At 72.5% G+C, this 20,727-nt stretch carries 24 protein-coding genes; 9 read left to right on the top strand and 15 right to left on the bottom strand.

Features of this window, described 5'->3' with window-relative positions:
• Nucleotides 1-20: 20 nt before the first annotated feature.
• From FFT09_RS22015 to sigE, 3 genes are all read right to left on the bottom strand, one after another.
• Nucleotides 21-1,559, bottom strand: coding sequence for a S1C family serine protease (locus FFT09_RS22015; protein WP_138383889.1), 1,539 nt, complete (start codon nucleotides 1,557-1,559; stop codon nucleotides 21-23).
• Between the two features lie 95 nt (nucleotides 1,560-1,654).
• Nucleotides 1,655-2,395, bottom strand: a complete 741-nt coding sequence (locus tag FFT09_RS22010) for a zf-HC2 domain-containing protein (protein WP_138383888.1) — start codon at nucleotides 2,393-2,395, stop codon at nucleotides 1,655-1,657.
• Nucleotides 2,392-2,985, bottom strand: coding sequence for an RNA polymerase sigma factor SigE (gene sigE / locus FFT09_RS22005; RefSeq protein WP_024877647.1), 594 nt, complete (start codon nucleotides 2,983-2,985; stop codon nucleotides 2,392-2,394). The genes FFT09_RS22010 and sigE overlap by 4 nt, the downstream gene beginning before the upstream one ends.
• Nucleotides 2,986-3,300: 315 nt before the next feature.
• Here sigE and FFT09_RS22000 point away from each other — a divergent pair, with 315 nt between their 5' ends.
• Complete coding sequence (locus tag FFT09_RS22000) at nucleotides 3,301-3,960, top strand: O-methyltransferase (RefSeq protein ID WP_024877648.1); 660 nt, start codon at nucleotides 3,301-3,303, stop codon at nucleotides 3,958-3,960.
• Between the two features lie 81 nt (nucleotides 3,961-4,041).
• On the opposite strand, the gene FFT09_RS21995 is transcribed toward FFT09_RS22000, so the two are convergent.
• A complete protein-coding gene (locus FFT09_RS21995; RefSeq protein ID WP_244231462.1) occupies nucleotides 4,042-5,265 on the bottom strand; it encodes an MFS transporter in 1,224 nt (407 codons plus the stop codon).
• A gap of 64 nt (nucleotides 5,266-5,329) precedes the next feature.
• Here FFT09_RS21995 and FFT09_RS21990 point away from each other — a divergent pair, with 64 nt between their 5' ends.
• The gene (locus FFT09_RS21990; RefSeq protein ID WP_138383886.1) at nucleotides 5,330-6,268 is read left to right on the top strand and encodes a LysR family transcriptional regulator; all 939 of its coding nucleotides are present in this window, start codon (nucleotides 5,330-5,332) and stop codon (nucleotides 6,266-6,268) included.
• Here FFT09_RS21990 and FFT09_RS21985 read toward each other — a convergent pair.
• Together FFT09_RS21985 and FFT09_RS21980 are read right to left on the bottom strand one after the other, a co-directional pair.
• Nucleotides 6,259-7,725: a leucyl aminopeptidase family protein gene (locus FFT09_RS21985; RefSeq protein ID WP_138383885.1), complete on the bottom strand. Its 1,467-nt coding sequence runs from the start codon at nucleotides 7,723-7,725 to the stop codon at nucleotides 6,259-6,261. The genes FFT09_RS21990 and FFT09_RS21985 overlap by 10 nt on opposite strands.
• Nucleotides 7,726-7,790: 65 nt before the next feature.
• Entirely contained in the window at nucleotides 7,791-7,958 is a 168-nt protein-coding gene (locus tag FFT09_RS21980) for a DUF3117 domain-containing protein (RefSeq protein ID WP_081193705.1), read from the bottom strand.
• Nucleotides 7,959-8,213: 255 nt separating this feature from the next.
• Here FFT09_RS21980 and FFT09_RS21975 point away from each other — a divergent pair, with 255 nt between their 5' ends.
• On the top strand, nucleotides 8,214-8,990 hold the full coding sequence (locus FFT09_RS21975; protein WP_244231468.1) for an enoyl-CoA hydratase-related protein: 777 nt from the start codon (nucleotides 8,214-8,216) through the stop codon (nucleotides 8,988-8,990).
• On the opposite strand, the gene FFT09_RS21970 is transcribed toward FFT09_RS21975, so the two are convergent.
• Genes FFT09_RS21970 through FFT09_RS21960 form a run of 3 tightly spaced genes read right to left on the bottom strand, consistent with a single transcriptional unit; the run spans nucleotide 8,987 to nucleotide 10,315 of the window.
• Nucleotides 8,987-9,559: a DNA-3-methyladenine glycosylase I gene (locus tag FFT09_RS21970; protein ID WP_081193701.1), complete on the bottom strand. Its 573-nt coding sequence runs from the start codon at nucleotides 9,557-9,559 to the stop codon at nucleotides 8,987-8,989. The genes FFT09_RS21975 and FFT09_RS21970 overlap by 4 nt on opposite strands.
• Entirely contained in the window at nucleotides 9,556-10,008 is a 453-nt protein-coding gene (locus FFT09_RS21965; RefSeq protein WP_024877654.1) for an SRPBCC family protein, read from the bottom strand. The genes FFT09_RS21970 and FFT09_RS21965 overlap by 4 nt, the downstream gene beginning before the upstream one ends.
• Nucleotides 10,001-10,315 carry a DivIVA domain-containing protein gene (locus FFT09_RS21960; protein WP_024877655.1) on the bottom strand — a complete coding sequence of 105 codons (315 nt, stop codon included), beginning with the start codon at nucleotides 10,313-10,315 and terminating at the stop codon, nucleotides 10,001-10,003. The genes FFT09_RS21965 and FFT09_RS21960 overlap by 8 nt, the downstream gene beginning before the upstream one ends.
• Nucleotides 10,316-10,467: 152 nt before the next feature.
• Here FFT09_RS21960 and FFT09_RS21955 point away from each other — a divergent pair, with 152 nt between their 5' ends.
• Nucleotides 10,468-11,142 (top strand): lysophospholipid acyltransferase family protein, encoded by a 675-nt coding sequence (locus FFT09_RS21955; protein ID WP_138383884.1) that lies wholly within the window; start codon nucleotides 10,468-10,470, stop codon nucleotides 11,140-11,142.
• A gap of 20 nt (nucleotides 11,143-11,162) precedes the next feature.
• Here the strand turns inward: FFT09_RS21955 and FFT09_RS21950 are convergent, their stop codons facing one another.
• From FFT09_RS21950 to dapE, 3 genes are all read right to left on the bottom strand, one after another.
• Nucleotides 11,163-11,750: an LOG family protein gene (locus tag FFT09_RS21950; protein ID WP_081193699.1), complete on the bottom strand. Its 588-nt coding sequence runs from the start codon at nucleotides 11,748-11,750 to the stop codon at nucleotides 11,163-11,165.
• Nucleotides 11,732-12,511 (bottom strand): LOG family protein, encoded by a 780-nt coding sequence (locus FFT09_RS21945; protein WP_081193697.1) that lies wholly within the window; start codon nucleotides 12,509-12,511, stop codon nucleotides 11,732-11,734. The genes FFT09_RS21950 and FFT09_RS21945 overlap by 19 nt, the downstream gene beginning before the upstream one ends.
• A gap of 179 nt (nucleotides 12,512-12,690) precedes the next feature.
• Nucleotides 12,691-13,767 carry a succinyl-diaminopimelate desuccinylase gene (dapE, locus tag FFT09_RS21940; RefSeq protein ID WP_138383883.1) on the bottom strand — a complete coding sequence of 359 codons (1,077 nt, stop codon included), beginning with the start codon at nucleotides 13,765-13,767 and terminating at the stop codon, nucleotides 12,691-12,693.
• A gap of 37 nt (nucleotides 13,768-13,804) precedes the next feature.
• Here dapE and FFT09_RS21935 point away from each other — a divergent pair, with 37 nt between their 5' ends.
• Nucleotides 13,805-14,236 carry a hypothetical protein gene (locus FFT09_RS21935; protein WP_081193693.1) on the top strand — a complete coding sequence of 144 codons (432 nt, stop codon included), beginning with the start codon at nucleotides 13,805-13,807 and terminating at the stop codon, nucleotides 14,234-14,236.
• A 21-nt stretch (nucleotides 14,237-14,257) separates the two neighbouring features.
• Nucleotides 14,258-15,253 carry a 2,3,4,5-tetrahydropyridine-2,6-dicarboxylate N-succinyltransferase gene (gene dapD, locus FFT09_RS21930; protein WP_138383882.1) on the top strand — a complete coding sequence of 332 codons (996 nt, stop codon included), beginning with the start codon at nucleotides 14,258-14,260 and terminating at the stop codon, nucleotides 15,251-15,253.
• Nucleotides 15,254-15,439: 186 nt separating this feature from the next.
• Here dapD and FFT09_RS21925 read toward each other — a convergent pair whose 3' ends face one another.
• Genes FFT09_RS21925 through fdxA form a run of 3 tightly spaced genes read right to left on the bottom strand, consistent with a single transcriptional unit; the run spans nucleotide 15,440 to nucleotide 17,384 of the window.
• Complete coding sequence (locus FFT09_RS21925; RefSeq protein ID WP_081193685.1) at nucleotides 15,440-15,919, bottom strand: hypothetical protein; 480 nt, start codon at nucleotides 15,917-15,919, stop codon at nucleotides 15,440-15,442.
• A 59-nt stretch (nucleotides 15,920-15,978) separates the two neighbouring features.
• On the bottom strand, nucleotides 15,979-17,067 hold the full coding sequence (dapC, locus tag FFT09_RS21920) for a succinyldiaminopimelate transaminase (protein WP_138383881.1): 1,089 nt from the start codon (nucleotides 17,065-17,067) through the stop codon (nucleotides 15,979-15,981).
• A complete protein-coding gene (fdxA, locus tag FFT09_RS21915; protein WP_024877768.1) occupies nucleotides 17,064-17,384 on the bottom strand; it encodes a ferredoxin in 321 nt (106 codons plus the stop codon). Before fdxA ends, dapC begins: the two co-directional genes overlap by 4 nt.
• A gap of 370 nt (nucleotides 17,385-17,754) precedes the next feature.
• On the opposite strand from fdxA, the gene cofD reads away from it, so the two are divergent.
• From cofD to FFT09_RS21900, 3 genes are read left to right on the top strand one after another with little or no spacing between them, the layout of a single operon-like run.
• The gene (gene cofD, locus FFT09_RS21910; protein WP_081193681.1) at nucleotides 17,755-18,750 is read left to right on the top strand and encodes a 2-phospho-L-lactate transferase; all 996 of its coding nucleotides are present in this window, start codon (nucleotides 17,755-17,757) and stop codon (nucleotides 18,748-18,750) included.
• The gene (locus tag FFT09_RS21905) at nucleotides 18,743-20,089 is read left to right on the top strand and encodes a coenzyme F420-0:L-glutamate ligase (RefSeq protein WP_138383880.1); all 1,347 of its coding nucleotides are present in this window, start codon (nucleotides 18,743-18,745) and stop codon (nucleotides 20,087-20,089) included. The genes cofD and FFT09_RS21905 overlap by 8 nt, the downstream gene beginning before the upstream one ends.
• The gene (locus FFT09_RS21900) at nucleotides 20,083-20,622 is read left to right on the top strand and encodes an NUDIX hydrolase (protein WP_024877771.1); all 540 of its coding nucleotides are present in this window, start codon (nucleotides 20,083-20,085) and stop codon (nucleotides 20,620-20,622) included. Before FFT09_RS21905 ends, FFT09_RS21900 begins: the two co-directional genes overlap by 7 nt.
• Nucleotides 20,623-20,727: the final 105 nt, after the last annotated feature.

Raw genomic sequence — 20,727 nt, 5'->3', positions numbered from 1 at the left:
TGCGGTGAAAGCGTACCCCGTCAGTCCGCGCCGAGGGTGACCTCGACGGTGAGCGCTCGCCCACCGCGCACCACTCGCACCGGGACCTCGTCGCCGATCTCGTGCTCCCGCACCGCCACGGTCAGTTCGGCCGCGTTGCGCACCTGGCGTTCGCCGACCCGCACCACGACGTCGCCCTCCTCGATGCCCGCGCCCGCCGCCGGGCCGTCGGGCACGACGTTGCGCACCTGGGCACCCTGCGACGTGTTGGCCGCCACCGAGGCGGCGTTCACCCCCAGCGAGGCGTGCCGCATGCTGCCGTCGCGCACGAGCGACTCACTGATCTCCACGGCCTGGTTCGCCGGGATCGCGAAGCCGAGGCCGATGCTGCCGCCCTCCCCCGTACTGCCCGCCGTCCGGATCATCGCGTTGATGCCGACCAGGGCGCCGGTGGAATCGACCAGTGCGCCACCCGAGTTCCCGGGGTTGATCGCCGCGTCGGTCTGGATGGCGTCGTAGGTGACCGGTGGGTCGCCGTTCTCGCCCGGCGCCGTCACCGGCCGGTTCAGCGCGCTCACGATGCCCTCCGTCACCGTGTTCTCCAGCCCGAAGGGCGAGCCGATGGCCATCACCCGGTCGCCGGGCGCGAGTTCGGCCGAGTCACCGACCTCGATGACCACCGGGTTCTCCACGTTGACCTTGAGCACCGCGAGGTCGGTCTTCGGGTCGGTCCCGACGACCTCGCCGCTGGTCCGGGTGCCGTCGATGAAGACCACGGTCACCTTGGCGTTGTCGTCGCGGGAGGCGCGCGAGACGACGTGGTGGTTGGTGAGAACGTAGCCCTCGGGGTCGATCACGACGCCGGACCCCACACCGCCGGCCTGGCCTGCCTCCACCTCGATCGACACGACCGAGGGCGCGACCTGCTGCGCGATGTCGGCCACGGACCCCGCAGGCCGCTCCTTGGCCGCGTCGGCCTCGGCGATGTTCAACTCACCGGTGAGGGAATCCCCTGCCGTGGCGATCGCCCACCCGACGGCGCCGCCGCCCGCGCCGATCGCCAGTGCGATGATCGCGAGCAACGCGAGCGCCACAGGTTTGACACGGCGCCCGAACAGCACCTCGGGCAGGCTCAACAACGGCCCGGTGGGACGCTGGGGGTCGCTGTCGGCGGCAGCGCCGTCCCGCAGCGCGGGCTTGCCGAGCACGGCAGGCGCGGCCGGGTCACGCCACGGATCGTCGTCCGCCGTCCAGAGTGGCTCGTCGTCGTCGCCGCCCGGTCCCGGACTCGCGCCGTCGGTGTTCTGCCCCTCCGGCCGTTGCAGCAGCACCTCCTCGTCGCCCGGCTGCCGCCCGAACGCTTCCGTCAACGACTGCGGAGGCGGAGCCGATCGGGGCGAGGCGGGCCGCCCGTGGGTGTCCGGACCACGCAACAGGTCGAACGAGCCCTCGACACCCTCCGGCCTGCCGAACGTCGCGGCCGAGGCCGGGTCCACGGACGGTCGCGCGAGAGGGCGCGGCCGGAGCCGGTGTTCGTGCTGCCCGGACTCCTCCTGCTGCGGCGTGGCTCGCTCGTTCATTCTTCCCCGGTTGGACTGCGGTGATCACTCGAGATGCCCGGCGTGTGACCCTACGCCAAGCCTCCCACAGCGATGCTGCCCACGGGCCGGTGAAGTCAGCGTGGGACCGATGTGGTGGCGGTGACGGCCGCCGTCGTGACGGACGAGGACGTGCCCGAGCGTGAGGTGTCGGATTCGGTGGCACCCGACGACGTCGGGGTCGCGGGCGTCGACGACGTGCTGGTCGCCTGGGTCGCCTGCGCCTGCCCGCCGAAGCGGGCCGGAAGCACACCGGTGCGCGGCGTCGTGCTGGCGTCGGGGTCCGCGCCCGCGGTCCCCCCGCCTTCGGTGCCGGTGTTGGCCACGAGCGCGAGCGCGCTGAGGACGAGCCCGGACACCACGACACCCGCGCCCTGGGTCGCCCTGCGGCGGGACCACGCATGGCGCGTGCCCCCACCGAGCACGGAAGGCGAGGTACCGAGTGGAGCCGACGTGCCGAGCGCGCCGGGCGGCAGCGTGTCCCGCAGCCCCGCGACCCGGTCGGGACGCTGCACCGCCATCACCTGCCCGTCGGCACCCACCGCGAGGTTGTCCGGCGAGCCGGGCAGGTCCGCGTTCTGCGGGATGTCGCACAGGCTGGCGAGGAACCCCGTCGAGATCGTCGGGGTCCGTGCCTGCCGCACGGCGGAACTGGCGGCTCGCTGCGCGGCGACCTCCGCCGCACACCGGGGACAGTGGGCGAGGTGCGCGGCGGCACGCTCCTGAGCGCCGATCGACAGCTCCTGGTCCACGAACGCCACCACGGCGTCGGGAAGAAGGTGCGACTCGGCAAACCCCCATCCCTTGCCAACGGTCATACTCGTGCCTCCTGTTTGAGCGCCCGCCTGCGCTCGAGGGACGACTTCAGCGCCTGCCTGCCGCGGTGGATCCGGCTGCGGACCGTACCGAGCTTAACGCCGAGCGTCGCTCCGATCTCCTCGTACGACAGTCCCTCGACGTCGCACAGCACGACGGCCGCCCTGAACTCGGGCGGCAGCTCGTCCAGCGCGGCTTGCAGGTCGGGGTCGAGGTGGGTGGCCGAGTACACCTGCTCGGGACTCGGGTCGTCACCCACGATCCGGTCGGTGTCCTCCGGCAGGCCCTCCATGCGGACGCGGGAACGGCGCCGCGCCATGTCGAGGAACAGGTTCGTCGTGATGCGGTGCAACCAGCCCTCGAAGGTGCCGGGGCGGTACGACGCGAGCGAACGAAAGACCCGGATGAACGTCTCCTGGGTCAGATCCTCCGCGTCATGGGCGTTACCCGTCAGGCGGTAGGCGAGCCGGTACACGCGGTCGGCGTGCTGCCGGACGACCTCGTCCCAGGTCGGCGGCGTCCACGTCACCTCGTCCTCGACCAGCACCGGCGCGGTCTGCGAGCTGTCGTACGGCAGCTGAGGCACCTCCATCGGCCCGTCCCCTTCACTACTCCACCCAACGTGGCGGAAACAACGGGAGTTCCCGTCCTTGGCGTCCCAGTGTTACCCGCTTTCCTGTGGTTGTAGTGAAGGACGTCTGAGAGCATCCTGAGAAAGCAGCATGCCGAGCCGGGACGTTCCCTCGACGCGCCGCCAACCTGCGACAACCCCGCAGTGTCACCGAACCGGTCACCATAAGCGACCGGGGGGCTTCGTGTCCTCGCGACCGCCGTCGCGGAGACGAACAGCACTGCGGCCTGCCGTACTGGCCCAGCACCCGGGGGGTGCCGCGCTAACCTCTGGCGCGTGGACTCCGAGACGCACATCACCGGTTGGGTCGATCTCGGCGAATTCATCGAGGCGTACCTGCCCGAGGATGACGTCCTTACCGGGGCCCGCCTGCGAGCCGAACAGCTCGGCTGCCCACCGGTGTCGTGCGCCACAGGGTCGACGCTGAGCTTCCTGACGGCGGCGTTGCAGGCCAGAGCGGTGGTCGAGATCGGGACCGGCGCGGGCGTCAGCGGCCTGTACCTGCTCAGAGGAATGCCACCCGACGGCGTCCTGACCTCGATCGACATCGAACCGGAGTTCCACCGCAGCGCCCGGCGCTCGTTCCTCGACGCCGGATACCCGGCCGGCCGGACCCGGCTGATCATGGGAAGAGCGCTCGACGTGTTGTCGCGGCTCACGACGGCGGGCTACGACCTGGTCTTCGCCGACGCCGCGCGCGTCGAGTACCCCGGCTACTTCGACCTCGGCGTGCAACTGCTGCGACGGGGCGGCGTGATCGTGTTTCACAACGTGCTCGCCGCGGGCCGCCTCGCGGACCCCACCCGGCGTGAGCCGGAACTGCTCGCGCTGCGCGACGTCGCCCGCGCGGTCCGCGAGGACACCCGGCTGGTGCCCACCCTGCTGCCCATGGGCAACGGCTTGCTGGTCGCCGCCATGGCGACGTCGGACTCGTGAGGCCACCGGAGTGTCGCTGCTGTTCATGACCTCATCATAGCCAATAATCGAACAAATGTTCGGGCACGATGCGGTGGTTCCTCACGCGGTCGCCGTCACTCTCGGTCGCGCGAGCAGGAGCACACCCGCCGCGGCGACCCCGAGCCACACCGACACGGCACCGACGAGCCAGCCCCAGCCCGCGTACCCGTACACCACGCTGCCCACGGTGCCACCCACGCTGCTACCGAGGTAGTACGCGAGCGTGTACAGCCCCGACGCCGAGGCACGAGCCCTGGTAGGCGCCTCGGCCGCCGCCCACCCGTTGGCGACGGCATGAGCGGCGAAGAACCCGCCCGTGAACACCACGAAACCCGCGACCACGATCACCAGCGAGTCCGCCACCGTGGCCACCGCACCCAGCGCGGTCACGGCGAGGCTCACGAGCAGGCACCGCGCGCGCCCGTACCGCGCCACGAGCCTGCCCGCCGTGGCCGACGAGACCGAACCCATGGCGTAGCAGAGGAACACGAGTGAGGCGACGGCCGGACTGAGATTCAACGGGTCGCCGGTCAGCCGGAAGCCGGCCGCGTTGTAGAGGGCCACGAACGAGCCCATGGCCAGCAGTGCCACGCCGTACTGCGCCCAGAGCACCCGCGTCCGCAGTCCGGCCGCGAACCCCGAGCGCACGGTACGCAGCCGAGGCCGGAGTGCGCGTCGCTCGACCCGCGCGCCCTCGGGTGCCCTCGGCAGCGTGCCGACGGTGAGCAGCGCGCACAACGCCCCGATCACCCCGACCGCGGCCAGGGCGCCGTGCCAGCCCAGCCAGTCCGTGACACCTCCGGCGGTGAGCCTGCCGAGCATGCCCCCCACCGTGTTCCCGGCGATCATGGCTCCGACCGCGCCCGCCACGCCCGCCGCCCCGAGCAGTTCCGCGAGATACGCCGCCGCGACGCCGGGAAACCCCGCGATGGCCATGCCCTGCACCACCCGCAGGACGAGCAGGACCTCGTAGGAGGGAGCCAGCGGCAGCAACAGCCCGAGCAGTGCCGACACCAGCACCGAAGCCAGGATCACCCGCCGCTTGCCCACGATCTCGGACAGCACCGCGAGCGGCAGCACGGCGAGGGCGAGCCCGCCCGTCCCCGCCGACACGGCGAGCGACGCGGCGCCGGGATCGAGCGCGAACTCGGCGGCCAACTGCGGCAGCAACGGCTGGGGCGCGTACAGCAACGAGAACGAGCAGAGTCCCGCCGCGGCCACCGCCACGGTCACGCGGCGGGCGCTCACGGGACTGGTCACGGATTCCTGCGCGGTGGACCCCACGCCCATCGACGGTAAGTGTTGCTAACCAATACGTCCAATGCGCTTTCTGGGCATAATCGATACCATGACGAATGAGCTGCCGGACGTACGGCCCACCCCGCTCACCGCGGAGCTGGCCCCCGGCGCCGCGCTGCTCCACGTGTTGGACGTCACGGGCAATCTCACCCGGGCGGCGGCGGTCCTCGGCATTCCGCAGCCCACCGCCAGCCGCCGCCTCGCGGCGCTGAGCGCCCGGGTGGGCACGCCGCTGACCGTCGCCGACGGACGCGGGCTGCGCCTCACGCGGGTCGGGCACCTCCTCGCCGGGGCGGCAGGACGGGCCATCGACGCGCTCGAGCACGGTGTGCGCCAGGTCGGGGAGGAGATCGACCCCGCGTCGGGGCACGTCGTGCTCGGATTCCTGCACCTGCTCGGCCGGTCGCTGGTTCCCACGCTGGTCCGGGACTTCAGGGCAGGCAACCCGCACGTCCGGTTCAGCCTGGTGCAGGGGTCGAGGGACGACATCGTGACCGGACTCGCGTCGGGCACGGTCGATCTGGCGCTGGTGGCGCCGCCTCCCGCCGCGCCGGGCCTCGACTCGGTCGTCCTGGACGAGCAGGAACTGTTCCTGGCCGTACCGGCGGACCACCGGCTCGCGGACCGGGCGGGAGTCGGTGTCGCCGAGCTGGCCGGGGAGGTGTTCGTGCTACTCGAACACGGCTATGGGCTGCGGCAGATCACCGACGAGCTGTGCGCCGAGGCGGGATTCACGCCCACGGTGGCCTTCGAGGGGCAGGAGTCCGACACCGTGCGGGGCCTCGTCGCGGCCGGTCTGGGCGTGGCGCTGCTGCCCGCGTTCGGCCCCCGGCCGCCCTCGGGAGTCGCCGAGATCCGGCTCGACCCGCCCGTGACCCGCGAGATCGGGCTGGCGTGGCCCGCCGGGCATCCGCTGCCGCCCGCCGTGACGGCGTTTCGCGACTTCGTCCGGCAGCATGCCCGCGCCGGCGGCCCCGCTCAGCGATAGGAGGCGGCGAACTCCACGAGAGTGCGGGCGGCGAAACCGGTCCCGCCGGGCACGACCTCCGCGTACGTGCTCTCCGCCCTGGCCGGGCCCGCGATGTCCAGGTGCGCCCACGGCAGCCCGGCGGTGAACTCGCGCAGGAAGAGCGCGGCGGTGACGCCGCCGGGGCCGGGTGGGCACTGACGGCCGTCGGCGATGTCGGCGGTGACGGCGGCGGTGTGCTCCTCCGACAACGGCATCCGCCACCAGCGCTCCCCCACGACGTCCCCCGCCGTGCGGAGGCGGTCGGCGAGGTCGTCCACGGTGGCGAAGAGCCCGCCGGTACGCAGTCCCAGCGCCACCTTCATGGCGCCGGTGAGGGTGGCGACGTCGACGACCACGTCCGGGCGGAACGTCGCGGTGCCGTAGGCGAGCGCGTCGGCGAGCACCATCCTGCCCTCGGCGTCGGTGTTGTCGACCTGCGTGGTGCGTCCGCCGTAGTGGCGTACCACGTCACCCGGCCGGTAGGCCGAGCCCGACACGGTGTTCTCCGCCGAGGGCACGAGTGCGGTGATCCGGACGGGCAACCGCAGCGCGGCGATCGCGCGGACGGCCGCGATGACGGCACCGCCGCCGGACATGTCCGTGCGCATGAGGTGCATGCCCGCGTTGGGCTTCAGCGAGAGTCCGCCCGTGTCGAAGGTGATGCCTTTCCCGACGAGCAGCAGGTGCGTCGTGGCGCCACGGGGCCGGTACTCCAGCTCCACCAGCCGCGGCGGAGACGCCGCGCCGCCGCCCACGGCGAGCATTCCACCGAACCGGTTCCGTGCGAGCCACTTCTCGTCCCGCACGGTGACGTCGATGCCCGGTGTGGCTCCGGCGGTGCGCTCGGCCGTCCGCGCCAGCCACGCCGGGTCCTTCACGTTGGACGGTGCGTTGGCCAGATCACGCGCCAGTGCGGTGGCGCGGGCCAGCTCGACCGCCCTGGCGACGGCGTCGGCGCACTCGGTCAGGCCCTCGCCCGGCGCGACCAGCCGCAGTGTCCGGACCCGGACCGGCGCCTCGGCCCCGCTCACCCGGAACCGGTACCCGCCCAGCAGCGCACCCGTCGCGAACGCGGCGTACTCGGCGGCGCCCGCCCGCGCGGGTGGTCGCACCTGCACCGTGAGCGGGGGGCGCCCACCCGAGGAGGCCGTGGTGTCCGCGCAGGCGTGCGCGGCGCGGACGAAGGTCGCACCGGCCGTGCGGTAGTGCCGTGGCGCCCCCGCACCGACGCCGACCAGCCAGCGGGGGCCGTCGCCGTCGGTCAGCTCCTGGACCTCGCCCTCCGCACCCGCGAAGCCCGGCGGGCCGGAGACCGCGCCCTCGGCGACGTCCTCGTTCGTGACGAGCACCGCCACCGGGGCTGTTCGTCTCGTGCGGTCGGCCACCTCCACCTCGACCAGCCGCGAGGGAACGGAGGGAAGCGGCGGGCGGGCCATACGATCTCCAGGCACAACGAGTCAGGCCGGGCCGAGTCGGCACCGGCATAAATGGAGCGGGGCTGTCAGCTGGTGGCCTGCTGGAGGGCCACGCCGAGGTCCTTGGCCTCCTCGGCCGTCAGTTCGACGACGAGTCGCCCACCGCCCTCGAGCGGTACGCGCATCACGAGGCCCCGTCCCTCCTTGGTCACTTCGAGGGGACCGTCACCGGTCCGGGGCTTCATGGCCGCCATAGCGTGCTCCCTCCGTCTGAACCAGCGCGCCCGGGTCGCGCTCGCCAAAGCAACCGGGTCGTGACCATTGTCCCCCATGAGGAGTGGGCCGCGAACGTGGACCGATCTTAGCGACGCCGGATCGTTGCTGGTATGCGCGCCGCGGGCCTGTCAGACTCGCCGGGCGAGGACGAACGACGGAGGTTTTCGGTGACCGCACAGGACAACACGGACGCGAACACGAACGCCGTTTCCGGGGGCGACGACGGCGGGGTACTGCTGGTGACCGACGCCGACGGCGTGCGCACGCTCACGTTGAACCGGCCGGACGCCTACAACTCGCTGACCGTCGAGTTGAAGGAGCGCCTGCTCGCCGCGCTGCGGGACGCGGCGGCCGACGACACCGTGCGGGCGGTCGTGCTCACCGGGTCCGGCAGGGCCTTCTGCGCGGGCCAGGATCTCAAGGAGCACGTCGGCATGCTGCGTTCCGGGGACACGGCGCCGCTGCGCACGGTCGCCGAGCACTACAACCCGATCGTCACCGCGATCGTGGACATGCCCAAGCCGGTCATCGCCGCGGTGAACGGGTCGGCGGCGGGCGCGGGCGCCGCCTTCGCCTACGCCAGCGACCTGCGGGTCGCGGGAGCGTCGGCCAGTTTCGCCATGGCGTTCGCCGGTGTCGGCCTCGGCCCGGACTCGGGCGCGTCGTGGACGCTGCAACGGCTCGTCGGCCACGGCAGGGCAGTGGAGCTGATGCTGCTCGCGCGCAAGGTCGACAGCACCGAGGCACTGCGGCTCGGGCTGGTGGGCGAGGTGGTGCCGGACGACGAGCTCGCGAGCCGCGCACACACCGTGGCCGCGACACTGGCAGCGGGTCCCACCCGCGCCTACGCGAAGGTGAAGAGCACCGTGGCCGCGGCGGCCGGGTCGTCGCTGGCGGAGGCACTGGCGGCGGAGGACGCGGCGCAGACCGAGCTGGGTGCCACGGCCGATCACCGGGAGGCCGTGGAGGCGTTCGTGGAGAAGCGACGCCCCCGCTTCACCGGCCGTTAGAGCGCCCGGAAGCAGCCCCGCACGTGGTCGTCCACCATGCCGGTCGCCTGCATCAGCGCGTGGCAGGTGGTGGGGCCGACGAACGCGAAACCCTGCCGCTTCAGCGTCCTGGCCATCGCCGTCGACTCGGGCGTGGTGGCGGGGACGTCGGCCATCGTGCGGGGCCGGGTACGCGAGTCCGGCGGCGGCGCGAACGACCACAGCAGCTCGTCCAGTGGCCGGTCCAGCGCCGTGGCCGCCCTGGCGTTGCGGATCGTCGCGAGGATCTTCGCCCGGTTGCGCACGATGGTGGCGTCGGCGAGCAGCCGTGCGACGTCGGCGTCGCCGAACTCCGCGATCCGCGCCGGGTCGAACCCGGCGAAGGCGCGGCGGAAGTGCTCGCGCTTGCGCAGGATCGTCAGCCACGACAGCCCCGACTGGAACGCCTCCAGCGTCAGCCGCTCGAACAGCGCGGTCTCGCCGCGCAGGGGCACGCCCCACTCCTCGTCGTGATAGGTCGCGTAGTCGGGTGCGGTGTTGCCCCACGCGCAGCGGGCCACGCCGTCGGGCCCGAGCAGTTCCGGGCTCACCCGCCCACCATGTAGCTCTCCGCGAACCGCGCGAACGTCCGCATCGACCGGCGCAGCGCCAGCGTGAACGCGGGCCTCACCAGCAGCCATCCCAGCCTCCCCACCGGACCGAACGGGGGCGTGAACTCCTCGGCCCACACGAAGACGCTGCGCTGCGGCCCCCGCGCGTGGACGTGAAAGCCGCCCGTGCCCCGGACGATCTTGCCGAGGTGCCGCACGGTGCAGCGCACCGGGGGCTCCCAGCTCGTGATCTCCATCGTGTCGGTCACGCCGATCCCGCCGACGCCGGTGAACGCCTCCAGCCTCGACCCGACGCTGCGCCCGTTGCCCGCCACGACCCGGACCGTGGTCCCGAGAATCCACTCGCTCTGCCGTTCCCAGTCGGTGAGGGCGAGCCAGGTCGTCCCCGCCGGGGCGGCGACCTCCACCGACACCGCCAGGTCACTCACCCCGCACCTCACCGCCCGCGTGCGCCGTCTCCAGTTCGGCGACCCTGGCGCGCAGCAGGTCGATCTCCGTGCCGAGCCGCGCCATCACCCAGTCGACCTCGGACATCTTGTACCCCCGCACGACGATCTGGTATTTGACGGCCTCGACGTCCTCGGCGGTGATGTCCTCCGCGGGCAACCGGGTGGGCGAGCTGCCCGCCGCGAGCGGCGCCAGCTCCTCGCCCCTGCCGAACACCAGCGAGGCCAGCAGGAACACCACGGCCGCCACCAGCAGCATCACGAGGAGGTAGATCAGGGCGGTGGTCACCCCACGATCGTGACACACCCGCCGCCCCGGCGTGCGCCGCGCCGGACGCCCTCCCCGCCCGGCCCCGCGTCCCGCGTGCCGACATCACCCGGCCGGGTCGCGTGGGGGCGACGCCGTGCGATGCTGGGGCGGGATCGCGACGGGGAGGGACCGTGCTGCAACTGCTGATCAGGCGTGGGCTCGCGCCGCTGGCCCGGCTGGTCTACCGGCCGGAGGTGACCGGCCTGGACAACGTGCCCGCCGACGGGCCCGTGGTGCTCGCGCCCAACCACCGCTCCGCCATCGACACGGCCGTCATCGCGCTCACCTCGCCCCGGCCCGTGCGGTTTCTCGGCAAGGCCGAGTACTTCACGGGCGGCGGGCTCAAAGGGAAGGTCGTCGCGTCCTTCCTCTCCGCACTCGGGTACGTGCCGGTGGAGCGCGGCAACGCACAGGCGGGACTCGCGGCGCTCGGGGCCGCCCGGGCCGTGCTGGAACGGGGCGAGACGTTCGCCATCTACCCGGAGGGCACCCGCTCGCTGGACGGGCGGCTCTACCGGGGTCACACCGGGGTGGGGTCGCTGGCGCTGGAGACGGGCGCCGCCGTGGTGCCCGTGGCGCTGAGCGGCACCGAACGGCTGCTGCCCGTGGGGCGCAGGATCCCGAGGCCGGGGCCGGTCCACGTGCGGTTCGGCCCTCCGCTGGACTTCACGCGTTACCAGGGCCTCGGCTCGTCACCCGCCATCCGGCGCGCGGTCACCGACGAGATCATGTACTCGATCATGGAGCTGTCCGGCCAAGAGTACGTCGACCACTATCACCGGCGGCCCCGCCCCGACGCGGCCTGAGCCCGCGGCACCAGCCGGCGTCAGCCCGCCCACTTGTCGACCGGGGTGTAGCTGTGTTCGGCGAACGCCGTCAGCAGTACCTCCGGGTCCGGGGAGACGGTGACCAGGTCACGGCTCGGCAGGTTCAGGAACCCCTCGCCCACCATGTGGTCGAGAAATTCCGCCAGCTTCGTGTAGTAGCCGCGCACGTCGAGCATGCCCACCGGCTTGGCGTGCAGGCCGAGCTGCGCCCACGTCCACACCTCGAACAGCTCCTCCAGCGTGCCCGCACCGCCGGGCAGCGCGAGGAACCCGTCCGACAGCCGCGCCATCGTCGCCTTGCGCTCGTGCATGTCGTCCACCACGTGCAGCTCGGTGAGGTGGTGGTGTGCGATCTCCTCCCGCATGAGGTGTTTCGGGATCACGCCGGTGACCTCGCCGCCCGCCTCCAGCGCGGCGTCGGCCACCACACCCATGAGCCCGACCTGGCCGCCGCCGTAGACGACGCCGATGCCGCGCTCGGCGAGCAGCCTGCCCACGGCGGCGGCCTCGGCCGCGTAGCCGGGGTCGGCACCGGACGACGAGCCGCAGAAGACGCAGATCCGTCGCACTAGTGGGTGTCCTCCCATGCCTTGTACGCGTCCTGCACCACGCCGACGGCGTCGTCGATGTCGTCGGTGACGTGCAGCAGTGTCGCGTCGCGTTCGTTGATCTTGCCCTCGTCGAGCACGGTACCGCGAACCCAGTCGTAGAGACCGCCCCAGTACGACGAACCGAACAGCACGACGGGGAACTTCGTGACCTTCTTCGTCTGCACGAGCGTCAGCGCCTCGAACAACTCGTCGAGCGTGCCGAAACCGCCGGGAAGGCAGATGAACGCCTGGGCGTACTTGACGAACATCGTCTTGCGGGTGAAGAAGTAGCGGAAGTTCACGCCGAGATCCACCCACGGGTTCAGGCCCTGCTCGAACGGCAGCTCGATACCGAGCCCGATCGACAGCCCGCCCGCCTCGGAGGCACCGCGGTTCACCGCCTCCATCGCACCGGGTCCGCCGCCCGTGATGGCCGCGAACCCCGCGCCGGCCAGCGCCGCGCCGATCTCCCGTCCCGCCTGGTACTCGGGGTGATCACGGGGAGTGCGCGCCGAGCCGAACACGGTCACGGCGCGGGGCACCTCGGCCAGCGCGCCGAAACCCTCCACGAACTCGGCCTGGATGCGCAGCACCCGCCACGGATCGGTGTGTACCCAGTCGCTCGGGCCCCGCGAGTCGAGCAGCCGCTGGTCCGTCGTGGTGTCCTCCGACTGCCTGCCCCGGCGCAGGACGACGGGACCACGGTGTCGCTCCGGCGGGTGTTCGCCGCCCTCGGTGTTGCGCGTCGCCTCGGTCACGGATCAAGCCTAAGCCGTGTTTGCTCAGTCCCACGTACCGGCTGCGCGGGGCCTGGCGCGGCGATCCGCCGCGTTGTCGTCGTCGCCGATAGCGCTGCTATCAGCTCCTCCTCCGCCTTGCGGCTCATCCACGCCACACCCCGCTCGCACGGAGAGGACTGAACAAACACGGCCTAGAGTCACCCGGCCAGCAGTCGTCGGAGCACCTGGGTGACACGGCGCACCTGCCACGCGGGCACGTTTTCCTGCCGGGTGTGGGCCAGTGTCGGGTCACCCGGACCGAGGTTCACGGCGGGCATCCCGAGCGCGGCGAAGCGCGCCACGTCGGTCCAGCCGAGCTTCGCCGCCACCTGACCGCCCGCGGCCCGCACCAGCTCCGCCGCGGGCGGAGCCGCCAGGCCGGGCAGGGCTCCGGGGGAACAGTCGACCACGGTGAGGTCGTAGCCGTCGAACACCTCCCGCAGGTGCGCCTCGGCCCGCTCGGCGGTGACGTCGGGCGCGAAGCGGTGGTTGACGGCCAGCACCGCCTCGTCCGGCACGACGTTGCCCGCCACCCCGCCCTCGACCCGCACCGCCTGGAGTCCCTCGCGGTAGGTGAGTCCGTCGATCTCGACGACCCTGGCCTCGTACTCCGCGAGCCGTCGCAGCGGCTCGGCCAGCGCGTGAACGGCGTTGTCGCCCATCCAGGCACGGGCCGTGTGGGCCCGGGTCCCGGCCAGCCGCAGCTCCACCCGCATCGTGCCCTGGCAACCCGCCTCGACGACGGCGTTCGACGGCTCGCCCACGACCGCGAGGTCGCCCCGCAGCCACTCGGGCAGTTCCCGTTCGATGCGGCCGAGCCCGTTGCGGGCGGCCTCCACCTCCTCGCAGTCGTAGAACACGAAGGTGACGTCGTGTCTCGGCTCCGGCACGGTGGCGGCGAGGTGGAGAAACACCGCGTCGCCGCCCTTCATGTCCACACTGCCGAGACCGTGCAGCACCTCGTCATCACCCGAACCGGTGCGGTGGGAGGGCAGGTTGTGGTTGACGGGCACGGTGTCGAGATGACCGGCCAGCACGACGCGCTCGGCGCGGCCCAGGTCGGTCCTCGCCAGCACCGCGTCGCCGTGGCGCACCACCTCCAGGTGCGGTGCCTGCGCTCGCAGGGCGGCCTCCACCGCATCAGCGAGGGCGGCCTCCTCACCGGAGGAGCTGGGGACGTCCACGAGCGCCGCGGTGAGGTCGACGGGATCGGAGCGCAGGTCGAGCGAGGCCATGACTGGCACCGTAACGCGCCCTGCGTACCGTGGAGACGTGCGTACCCGAGCCTTTCTCGTCCTGGCCGCCGCGCTGCTGGTGCTCACCGCGTGCTCCCGCGAGGCCGGGCCCACCGCGAAGGGGCCCACCGATCCCGGGCCCGGCGCGCTCGCGGTGAAGCTGGAGGCGCTGCGGGCCGACGACTGCCACACCGCCCCCACCGAGGTGCGACCTCCGTCGTGCGAGAAGTTCGTCACGCAACTCGCCAATGTCGGCGGAACCGCCCGGAAGTACGCGACCGGCCATCCCCGGCTGCGCGAGGCCGCCGACGAACTCGACGCCGCCGTGCGCGCCTACCGGGGCAACCGCTGCACGGCGGGCGGCGACGCCGACGTCTGCGCGGCCACCCTCATCGACCTGTCCACGGCACTGACCGACGTCCACACGGAACTGTCCGCGCTGCCCGACGTGGCCACGCGATCGAGCTGAGCGCGGGTTACCGTAGCGGCCGTGAGCACAGCAATCCCCGATCCCGACACCACCGGCGCGACCGGCGTCGGCCTCGCGACCGTGACGACCGACGGAACCGTGCTCGACACCTGGTTCCCGCAGCCCAAACTGATCACCTCCGGCGCGGAGGTGCCCGCGACCGGCACCGAGCGGCTCTCGGCGGCCGAGACCGCCGACACGCTCGGCCAGGACGCCGCCGCCCTGCTCGGACCGGACGACGCCCGCGCCGTCGAGGTCGTCGCCGTGCGCACCTCCGTCGCGTCGCTGGCGCAGGCGCCCGCCGACGCACACGACGTGTACCTGCGGCTGCACCTGCTCTCGCACCGCCTGGCGCGTCCCCACGGCCTGAACCTAGACGGCCAGTTCGGGCTGCTGTCCAACGTCGTGTGGACCAACCACGGCCCGTGCCCCGTCGAGGGCTTCGAGGCCACTCGCCTCCGGCTGCGGGCGCGCGGCCAGGTGACCGTCCACAGCATCGACAAGTTCCCCCGCATGGTGGACTACGTGCTGCCCAGCGGGGTGCGCATCGGCGACGCCGACCGCGTACGCCTCGGCGCGCACCTCGCCAGCGGTACCACCGTGATGCACGAGGGCTTCGTCAACTTCAACGCAGGCACGCTCGGCGCCTCGATGGTCGAGGGCCGCATCTCGGCAGGCGTCGTGGTCGGCGACGGCACCGACGTCGGCGGTGGTGCGTCGATCATGGGCACGCTGTCCGGCGGCGGCAGGGAGGTCATCTCCCTGGGTGAGCGGTGCCTGATCGGCGCCAACGGCGGTGTGGGCATCTCGCTCGGCGACGACTCGGTGGTCGAGGCGGGCCTCTACCTCACGGCGGGGACCAAGGTGCTGTTCGAGGGACGCACCGTCAAGGCGCGCGAGCTGTCCGGCATCTCGGGTGCCCTGCTGCGCCGCAACTCCGCCACCGGCGCGGTGGAGGCCGTCGAACGCACGGGCGCGGGCGTCGAACTCAACGCGGCCCTGCACGCCAACGACTGACCGGCACGGGCGGCCGGGCACGGCCGACACGAGGACCGTCTCCGGCCGCCCGGTCAGGCCGACCTTCGCAGTGACCACGAAAGCGTCACCGCAGTCCGTGACCACGACGACGAGCAGGTAGCGGCCCGCTTCAGTTCGCCCATAGACAAGCGTGGTGTCGTTCTTGCCCCGAGTCATCCATCGGGCTCACGAGTCCACGCCTGGCGGCTCGGCTACCGCGCCGAAGTCGTCCCCTTCGCGCCGCAGCGCCGCGAGCAGTTCGGGGTCGGCGTACGCCTCGGCAGTACTGCGCCACGCCGCCACGAGGTGCGCGACCGGGGCGGGGTTGTCCAGCGACGCAGCCGCCTCAAGGGTGTCCACCAACTCCACGACGAACTCCCGGAGCGCGTCCTTGGGCAGGAAGCGCACCCAGGGGTACGCCTTGGGCAGGATGTCGGTGACCAGCGTGCGTGCTCGGTCGTCGTGTTCCATGAGAGCCAGGAAGAGCGTGGCGGTGGTCGAGGCTACCGCTGCTGCCTGCTCAGCACGGCTTGCGGTGGTGAGAACGAGGTCCTCGTCCTCTCCCCGACGACGTACTCGCAGCGCCCTGTCGGCCGACTGCTGGAGTTTGCGCACCGTCTCGACAGGCCTGTTCGAGAGGTCCGAGAAGTTCACTTCCAGCGACATAGTTTAAAACTACTGCGAAACTCGCCAGGCGGCAACGAGTTCTGCTGGTTCGATGCCACCTATCCGAGCCGGTTCGCGGCCTCGTCGATGCGCTCGTCGGTGGCCGTGAGGGCCACGCGGACGTGCTCGGCACCGCCGGGCCCGTAGAAGGTCCCCGGCGCGACGAGGATGCCCCGCTCAGCCAGCCACGCCACCGTGTCCCGCGCGGGCTCGCCGCGCGTGGCCCACAGGTACAGGCCCGCCTCGGAGTGGTCGATACGCAGGCCCGCGCGCTCCAGCGCCGGGCGCAGTACCGCACGGCGCGCGGCGTAACGGGCCCGCTGACCGTGCAGTGCGTCGTCGTCGGCCAGCGCCGCCGTCATGGCCTCCTGCACCGGCCTCGGCACGATCATCCCCGCGTGTTTGCGCACGGCCAACAGGTTTCGCACGAGCGAGGGGTCACCCGTGACGAACCCGGCGCGATAGCCCGCGAGGTTCGCCGACTTCGACAGCGAATGCACGGCCAGCAGCCCGTCGAGGCTGCCGCCGTGTACTTCGGGGTGCAGGATCGACACCGGGTCGGCGTCCCAGCCCAGTGCGAGGTAGCACTCGTCCGACACCACGACCGTGCCGCGCTCGCGTGCCCACTCGACCACCTTGCGCAGGTGTTCCACACCCAGCACCCGGCCGGTGGGATTGGCGGGCGAGTTGAGCCACAGCAGCGCGGGGCGTGCGGGACCGAGGGCCGTCAGACCGTCGGTTCTGGCCACGTGGGCCCCCGCCAGCCGGGCACCCACCTCGTAGGTGGGGTACGCCAGCTCCGGGATCACCACCGTCTCGCCCGCGCCGGCCCCGAGCAGCGTGGGCAGCCAGGCGACCAGTTCCTTCGACCCGATGGTGGGCAGCACCGCGTCCGGCTCCACGTCGACCACTCCGTGCCGGCGCCGGAGCGCGGCCACAGCGGCCTCCCGCAGCGCGGGCGTGCCGTGTGTCGTGGGGTAGCCCGGCACCGCCGACACCGAGGCCAGCGCCGCCCGGATGCTGTCCGCCACCGGGTCCACCGGCGTCCCGACCGACAGGTCGACGATCCCGCCCGGGTGAGCCCGCGCGGTGGCGGCGTCGCCCGCGAGCGAGTCCCAGGGGAAGTCGGGAAGGCTCGGCGGGATCATTCGCCCTGCGGGGGCAAGTCCTTGATCCACTGCGGGTCGTGCGCGGTCTTGCCGACCTTCGCCGCGCCGCCCGGCGACCCGAGCTCGTCGAAGAAGTCGACGTTGGCCTTGGTGTAGGCGCTCCACTCGTCGGGCACGTCGTCCTCGTAGTAGATGGCCTCCACCGGGCAGACCGGCTCGCAGGCCCCGCAGTCGACGCACTCGTCGGGATGGATGTAGAGCATCCGCTCGCCTTCGTAGATGCAGTCGACGGGGCACTCGTCGATGCATGCCTTGTCGAGCACGTCGACGCAGGGCTCGGCGATCACGTAGGTCACTGCGTTCTCCTGCTTGTCATTCGGTCTGGCCGTTGCCGGACGTTTCGCGGTCTCGCCGGGCATCCTATGCCCGCCGTGCTGGCGAGGACGCCGGCATGTCACCGAGTGGACACCCACCCGGACACCGGTGGCCGGGCGAACCCGTCCGCTGGTAGCACATTCATTGTGGACGAGTTCACGGCGCCTGAGCACCTCCGCGTTGCGGTGTGGTGCCCCGGAGCGAACCGGCGCTGTTCACCCCGCTGTGAGTTCCCCCACTGCCCGTGGCGAACACCCCACGACTGCGGCCAACACCGCGCTGCCGCGGCCGGGTCGCGTGCGAGGATCGGGCACCGGAACAACAACCGGACCGGAAGCAGAGGCCAGCACAGTGAAGGTTGTCGTCGTCGTGGGCGGAGTGGGCGGTGCCCGCTTCCTGCTCGGCGTCAAAGCCGCCCTCGGCCTGCCCGCCGTGGGCGAGGGGGACTCCCCCCACGAGATCACCGCACTCGTCAACACCGGCGACGACGTGTGGCTGCACGGGCTCCGCATCTGCCCCGACCTCGACACCTGCATGTACACGCTGGGTGGCGGCGTGGACGACGAGCGCGGGTGGGGTCACGCGGACGAGACCTGGACGGTCAAGGGCGAGCTGGAGGCGTACGGGGCCGACCCCACCTGGTTCGCACTCGGGGACAAGGACATCGCCACCCACCTCATCCGCTCCCGCATGCTCAGGGCGGGATATCCGCTGTCGGCCGTGACCGAGGCCCTGTGCGACCGCTGGCGTCCTGGCGTGCGGCTGCTGCCCATGAGCGACGACCGCGTGGAGACGCACGTCGTGGTGGACGACCCCGACCAGCCGGATCAGCGCAAGGCGCTGCACTTCCAGGAGTGGTGGGTGCGCTACCACGCCAAGCTGCCCGCGCACAGCATCGTGCCCGTCGGCGCGGAGGAGGCCGAGCCCGCACCGGGCGTGACGGCGGCCATCGCCGAGGCCGACGCCGTGTTGTTCGCGCCGTCGAACCCGGTGGTGTCGGTGGGCTCGGTGCTGTCGGTGCCCGGCGTCCGGGAGGCGCTGCGCGGGACCTCCGCCGGGGTCGTCGGCGTTTCACCGATCATCGGGGGCAGGCCGGTGCGGGGCATGGCCGACGCCTGCCTCGCCGCCATCGGCGTCGAGACCTCGGCCGAGGCCGTGGGCAGGCATTACGGTTCCCGGCAGACGTCCGAGGACGGGCTGCTCGACGGCTGGCTGGTGCATCAGGGCGAGTCGGTGGACGTGCCGGGCGTGGCCGTGCGAGCGGTGCCGCTGGTGATGTCGGACGTCGCGGCGACCACCCGCATGGTGCGCGCGGCGCTGGATCTCGCCGGGGTCGACGGTGACTGAACACGCCGCGCCGAGGATCGAGATCCTGCCCGTGGCGGAGCTGCCCGAGTTCCGGCCCGGCGACGATCTCACCGGCACCATCGCGACCCACGCGCCGTGGCTGCGCTCCGGTGACGTCGTGGTGGTCACCAGCAAGATCGTGTCGAAGGCGGAGGGCAGGCTCGTCCGCGTGCCGCGCGACCCCGAGGCCCGGGACGCCGAACGCCGCAAGCTCGTCGAGGCGGAGTCGGTGCGCGTGCTGGCGCGCATCGGCCGCACCGTGATCACGGAGAACCCGCTCGGCATCGTCCAGGCCGCCTCCGGCGTCGACGCCTCCAACGTGGACTCCGGTGAGGTCGCCCTGCTCCCGGCCGACCCCGACGCCTCGGCGCGCGCGCTGCGGGACGGGCTGCGGGAACGGCTCGGCATCGAGGTCGCCGTGGTCGTCACCGACACGATGGGCCGCGCGTGGCGCGTGGGCCAGACCGACGCCGCCATCGGCTCGTCGGGACTGCGGGTGCTGCGCTCGTACGCGGGCGAACGCGACGGGCAGGGCAACGAACTCGCCGTCACCGAGATCGCCGTGGCCGACGAGGTCGCCGCCGCGGCCGACCTGGTGAAGGGCAAGCTGACCGGCGTGCCCGTGGCGGTGGTGCGCGGGCTGCGCGTCGGCGACGACGTTCCCGGCGCGGCCACCGCACGCGACCTCGTGCGCCCGGCCGACGAGGACCTGTTCCGGCTGGGCACCGCCGAGGCACTCGCCCAGGGCAGGCGGGAGGCGGTACTCACCCGCCGCTCGGTGCGCGAGTTCACCGACGACCCCGTCGACGCCGCCGCGCTGCGCCGCGCCGTGGGCGCCGCCCTCACCGCGCCGGCGCCGCACCACACCCGCCCCGTGCGGTTCGGCTGGCCACGCGGCCGCGCGCGGCGGGAGAAGCTGCTCGACGCGATGCGTGAGGCGTGGCGGGCCGACCTGGAGCGCGACGGCTTCACCGCCGACCAGATCACGCGGCGGCTGGCACGGGGGGACCTCCTCTACACCGCCCCGGAGATCGTCGTGCCGTTCCTCGTCCCCGACGGCGCGCATCCCTACCCCGACGACCGGCGAGCCGCGTGCGAGCACACGATGTTCACCGTCGCCGGAGGTGCCGCCGTGCAGGCACTGCTGGTGGCGCTGGCCGCCGAGGGGCTCGGGTCCTGCTGGATCGGCTCCACGATCTTCGCGGCGGACGTCGTCCGGGACACGCTCGGCCTCGAACCGCACTGGCAGCCGCTGGGCGCGGTGGCGATCGGCCACCCGGCCACCCCGCTGGTTCCCCGGCCTGCCCGTGACCCTGACGAAGGACTGGTGGAATGGTGAACGCACTGCACGCCGACGCGACCGCGACCCTGGAGAAGTGGCAGCCCACCGACGCCGGGCAGGAGTCGCTGCGGCACAGCTACCTCGGCTACCTCGCCGCGCGCGCCGACGCCTGCGACCGCTCGTGCGCGGCGGGCCACCTGACGGCCTCCACCGTGGTGCTCGACGCCGAGGGCGAGCACGTGCTGCTGACCCTGCACGGCAGGCTCGGCCGGTGGTTGCAGCTCGGTGGGCACTGCGAGCCCGAGGACACCTCACTCGCCGAGGCGGCACTGCGGGAGGCCACCGAGGAGTCGGGGCTGCGCGAGCTGACCCTCGACCCGGAACCGGTTCACCTCGACGTCCACCCCGTGACGTGCTCGCTCGGCGTGCCGACCCGGCACTTCGACGTGCGGTTCGTGGCCCGGGCAGGCCAGGGCGCGCGCCCGGTGGTCAGCGAGGAGTCCGAGGACCTCCGGTGGTGGCCGGTCCGGCAACTCCCCCCTGGCACGGAGGACCTGACCGAACTGATCGCGGCCGCCCTCGACCGCTGACGCCGTGTCCGCAGCTCCCGTAGCCGAGTCCGCAGCTCCCGTAGCCGAGTCCGCAGCTCCCGTAGCCGAGTCCGCAGCTCCCGTAGCCGAGTCCGCAGCTCCCGT

It is taken from the genome of Saccharomonospora piscinae (assembly GCF_005862235.1).
GTDB classification, from domain to species: Bacteria; Actinomycetota; Actinomycetes; order Mycobacteriales; family Pseudonocardiaceae; genus Saccharomonospora; species Saccharomonospora piscinae.
This window is presented reverse-complemented; position numbering and strand designations above follow the sequence as displayed.

What these genes read in the sequence shown, in the direction of transcription:
- FFT09_RS22015 (WP_138383889.1), bottom strand. Translation starts at nt 1,559, where the DNA reads ATGAACGAGCGAGCCACGCCGCAGCAGGAGGAGTCCGGGCAGCACGAA.
- FFT09_RS22010 (WP_138383888.1), bottom strand. Translation starts at nt 2,395, where the DNA reads ATGACCGTTGGCAAGGGATGGGGGTTTGCCGAGTCGCACCTTCTTCCC.
- sigE (WP_024877647.1), bottom strand. Translation starts at nt 2,985, where the DNA reads ATGGAGGTGCCTCAGCTGCCGTACGACAGCTCGCAGACCGCGCCGGTG.
- FFT09_RS21990 (WP_138383886.1), top strand. Translation starts at nt 5,330, where the DNA reads ATGACGAATGAGCTGCCGGACGTACGGCCCACCCCGCTCACCGCGGAG.
- FFT09_RS21985 (WP_138383885.1), bottom strand. Translation starts at nt 7,725, where the DNA reads ATGGCCCGCCCGCCGCTTCCCTCCGTTCCCTCGCGGCTGGTCGAGGTG.
- FFT09_RS21980 (WP_081193705.1), bottom strand. Translation starts at nt 7,958, where the DNA reads ATGGCGGCCATGAAGCCCCGGACCGGTGACGGTCCCCTCGAAGTGACC.
- FFT09_RS21950 (WP_081193699.1), bottom strand. Translation starts at nt 11,750, where the DNA reads ATGGGAGGACACCCACTAGTGCGACGGATCTGCGTCTTCTGCGGCTCG.
- dapE (WP_138383883.1), bottom strand. Translation starts at nt 13,767, where the DNA reads ATGGCCTCGCTCGACCTGCGCTCCGATCCCGTCGACCTCACCGCGGCG.
- FFT09_RS21925 (WP_081193685.1), bottom strand. Translation starts at nt 15,919, where the DNA reads ATGTCGCTGGAAGTGAACTTCTCGGACCTCTCGAACAGGCCTGTCGAG.
- dapC (WP_138383881.1), bottom strand. Translation starts at nt 17,067, where the DNA reads ATGATCCCGCCGAGCCTTCCCGACTTCCCCTGGGACTCGCTCGCGGGC.
- FFT09_RS21900 (WP_024877771.1), top strand. Translation starts at nt 20,083, where the DNA reads ATGGTGAACGCACTGCACGCCGACGCGACCGCGACCCTGGAGAAGTGG.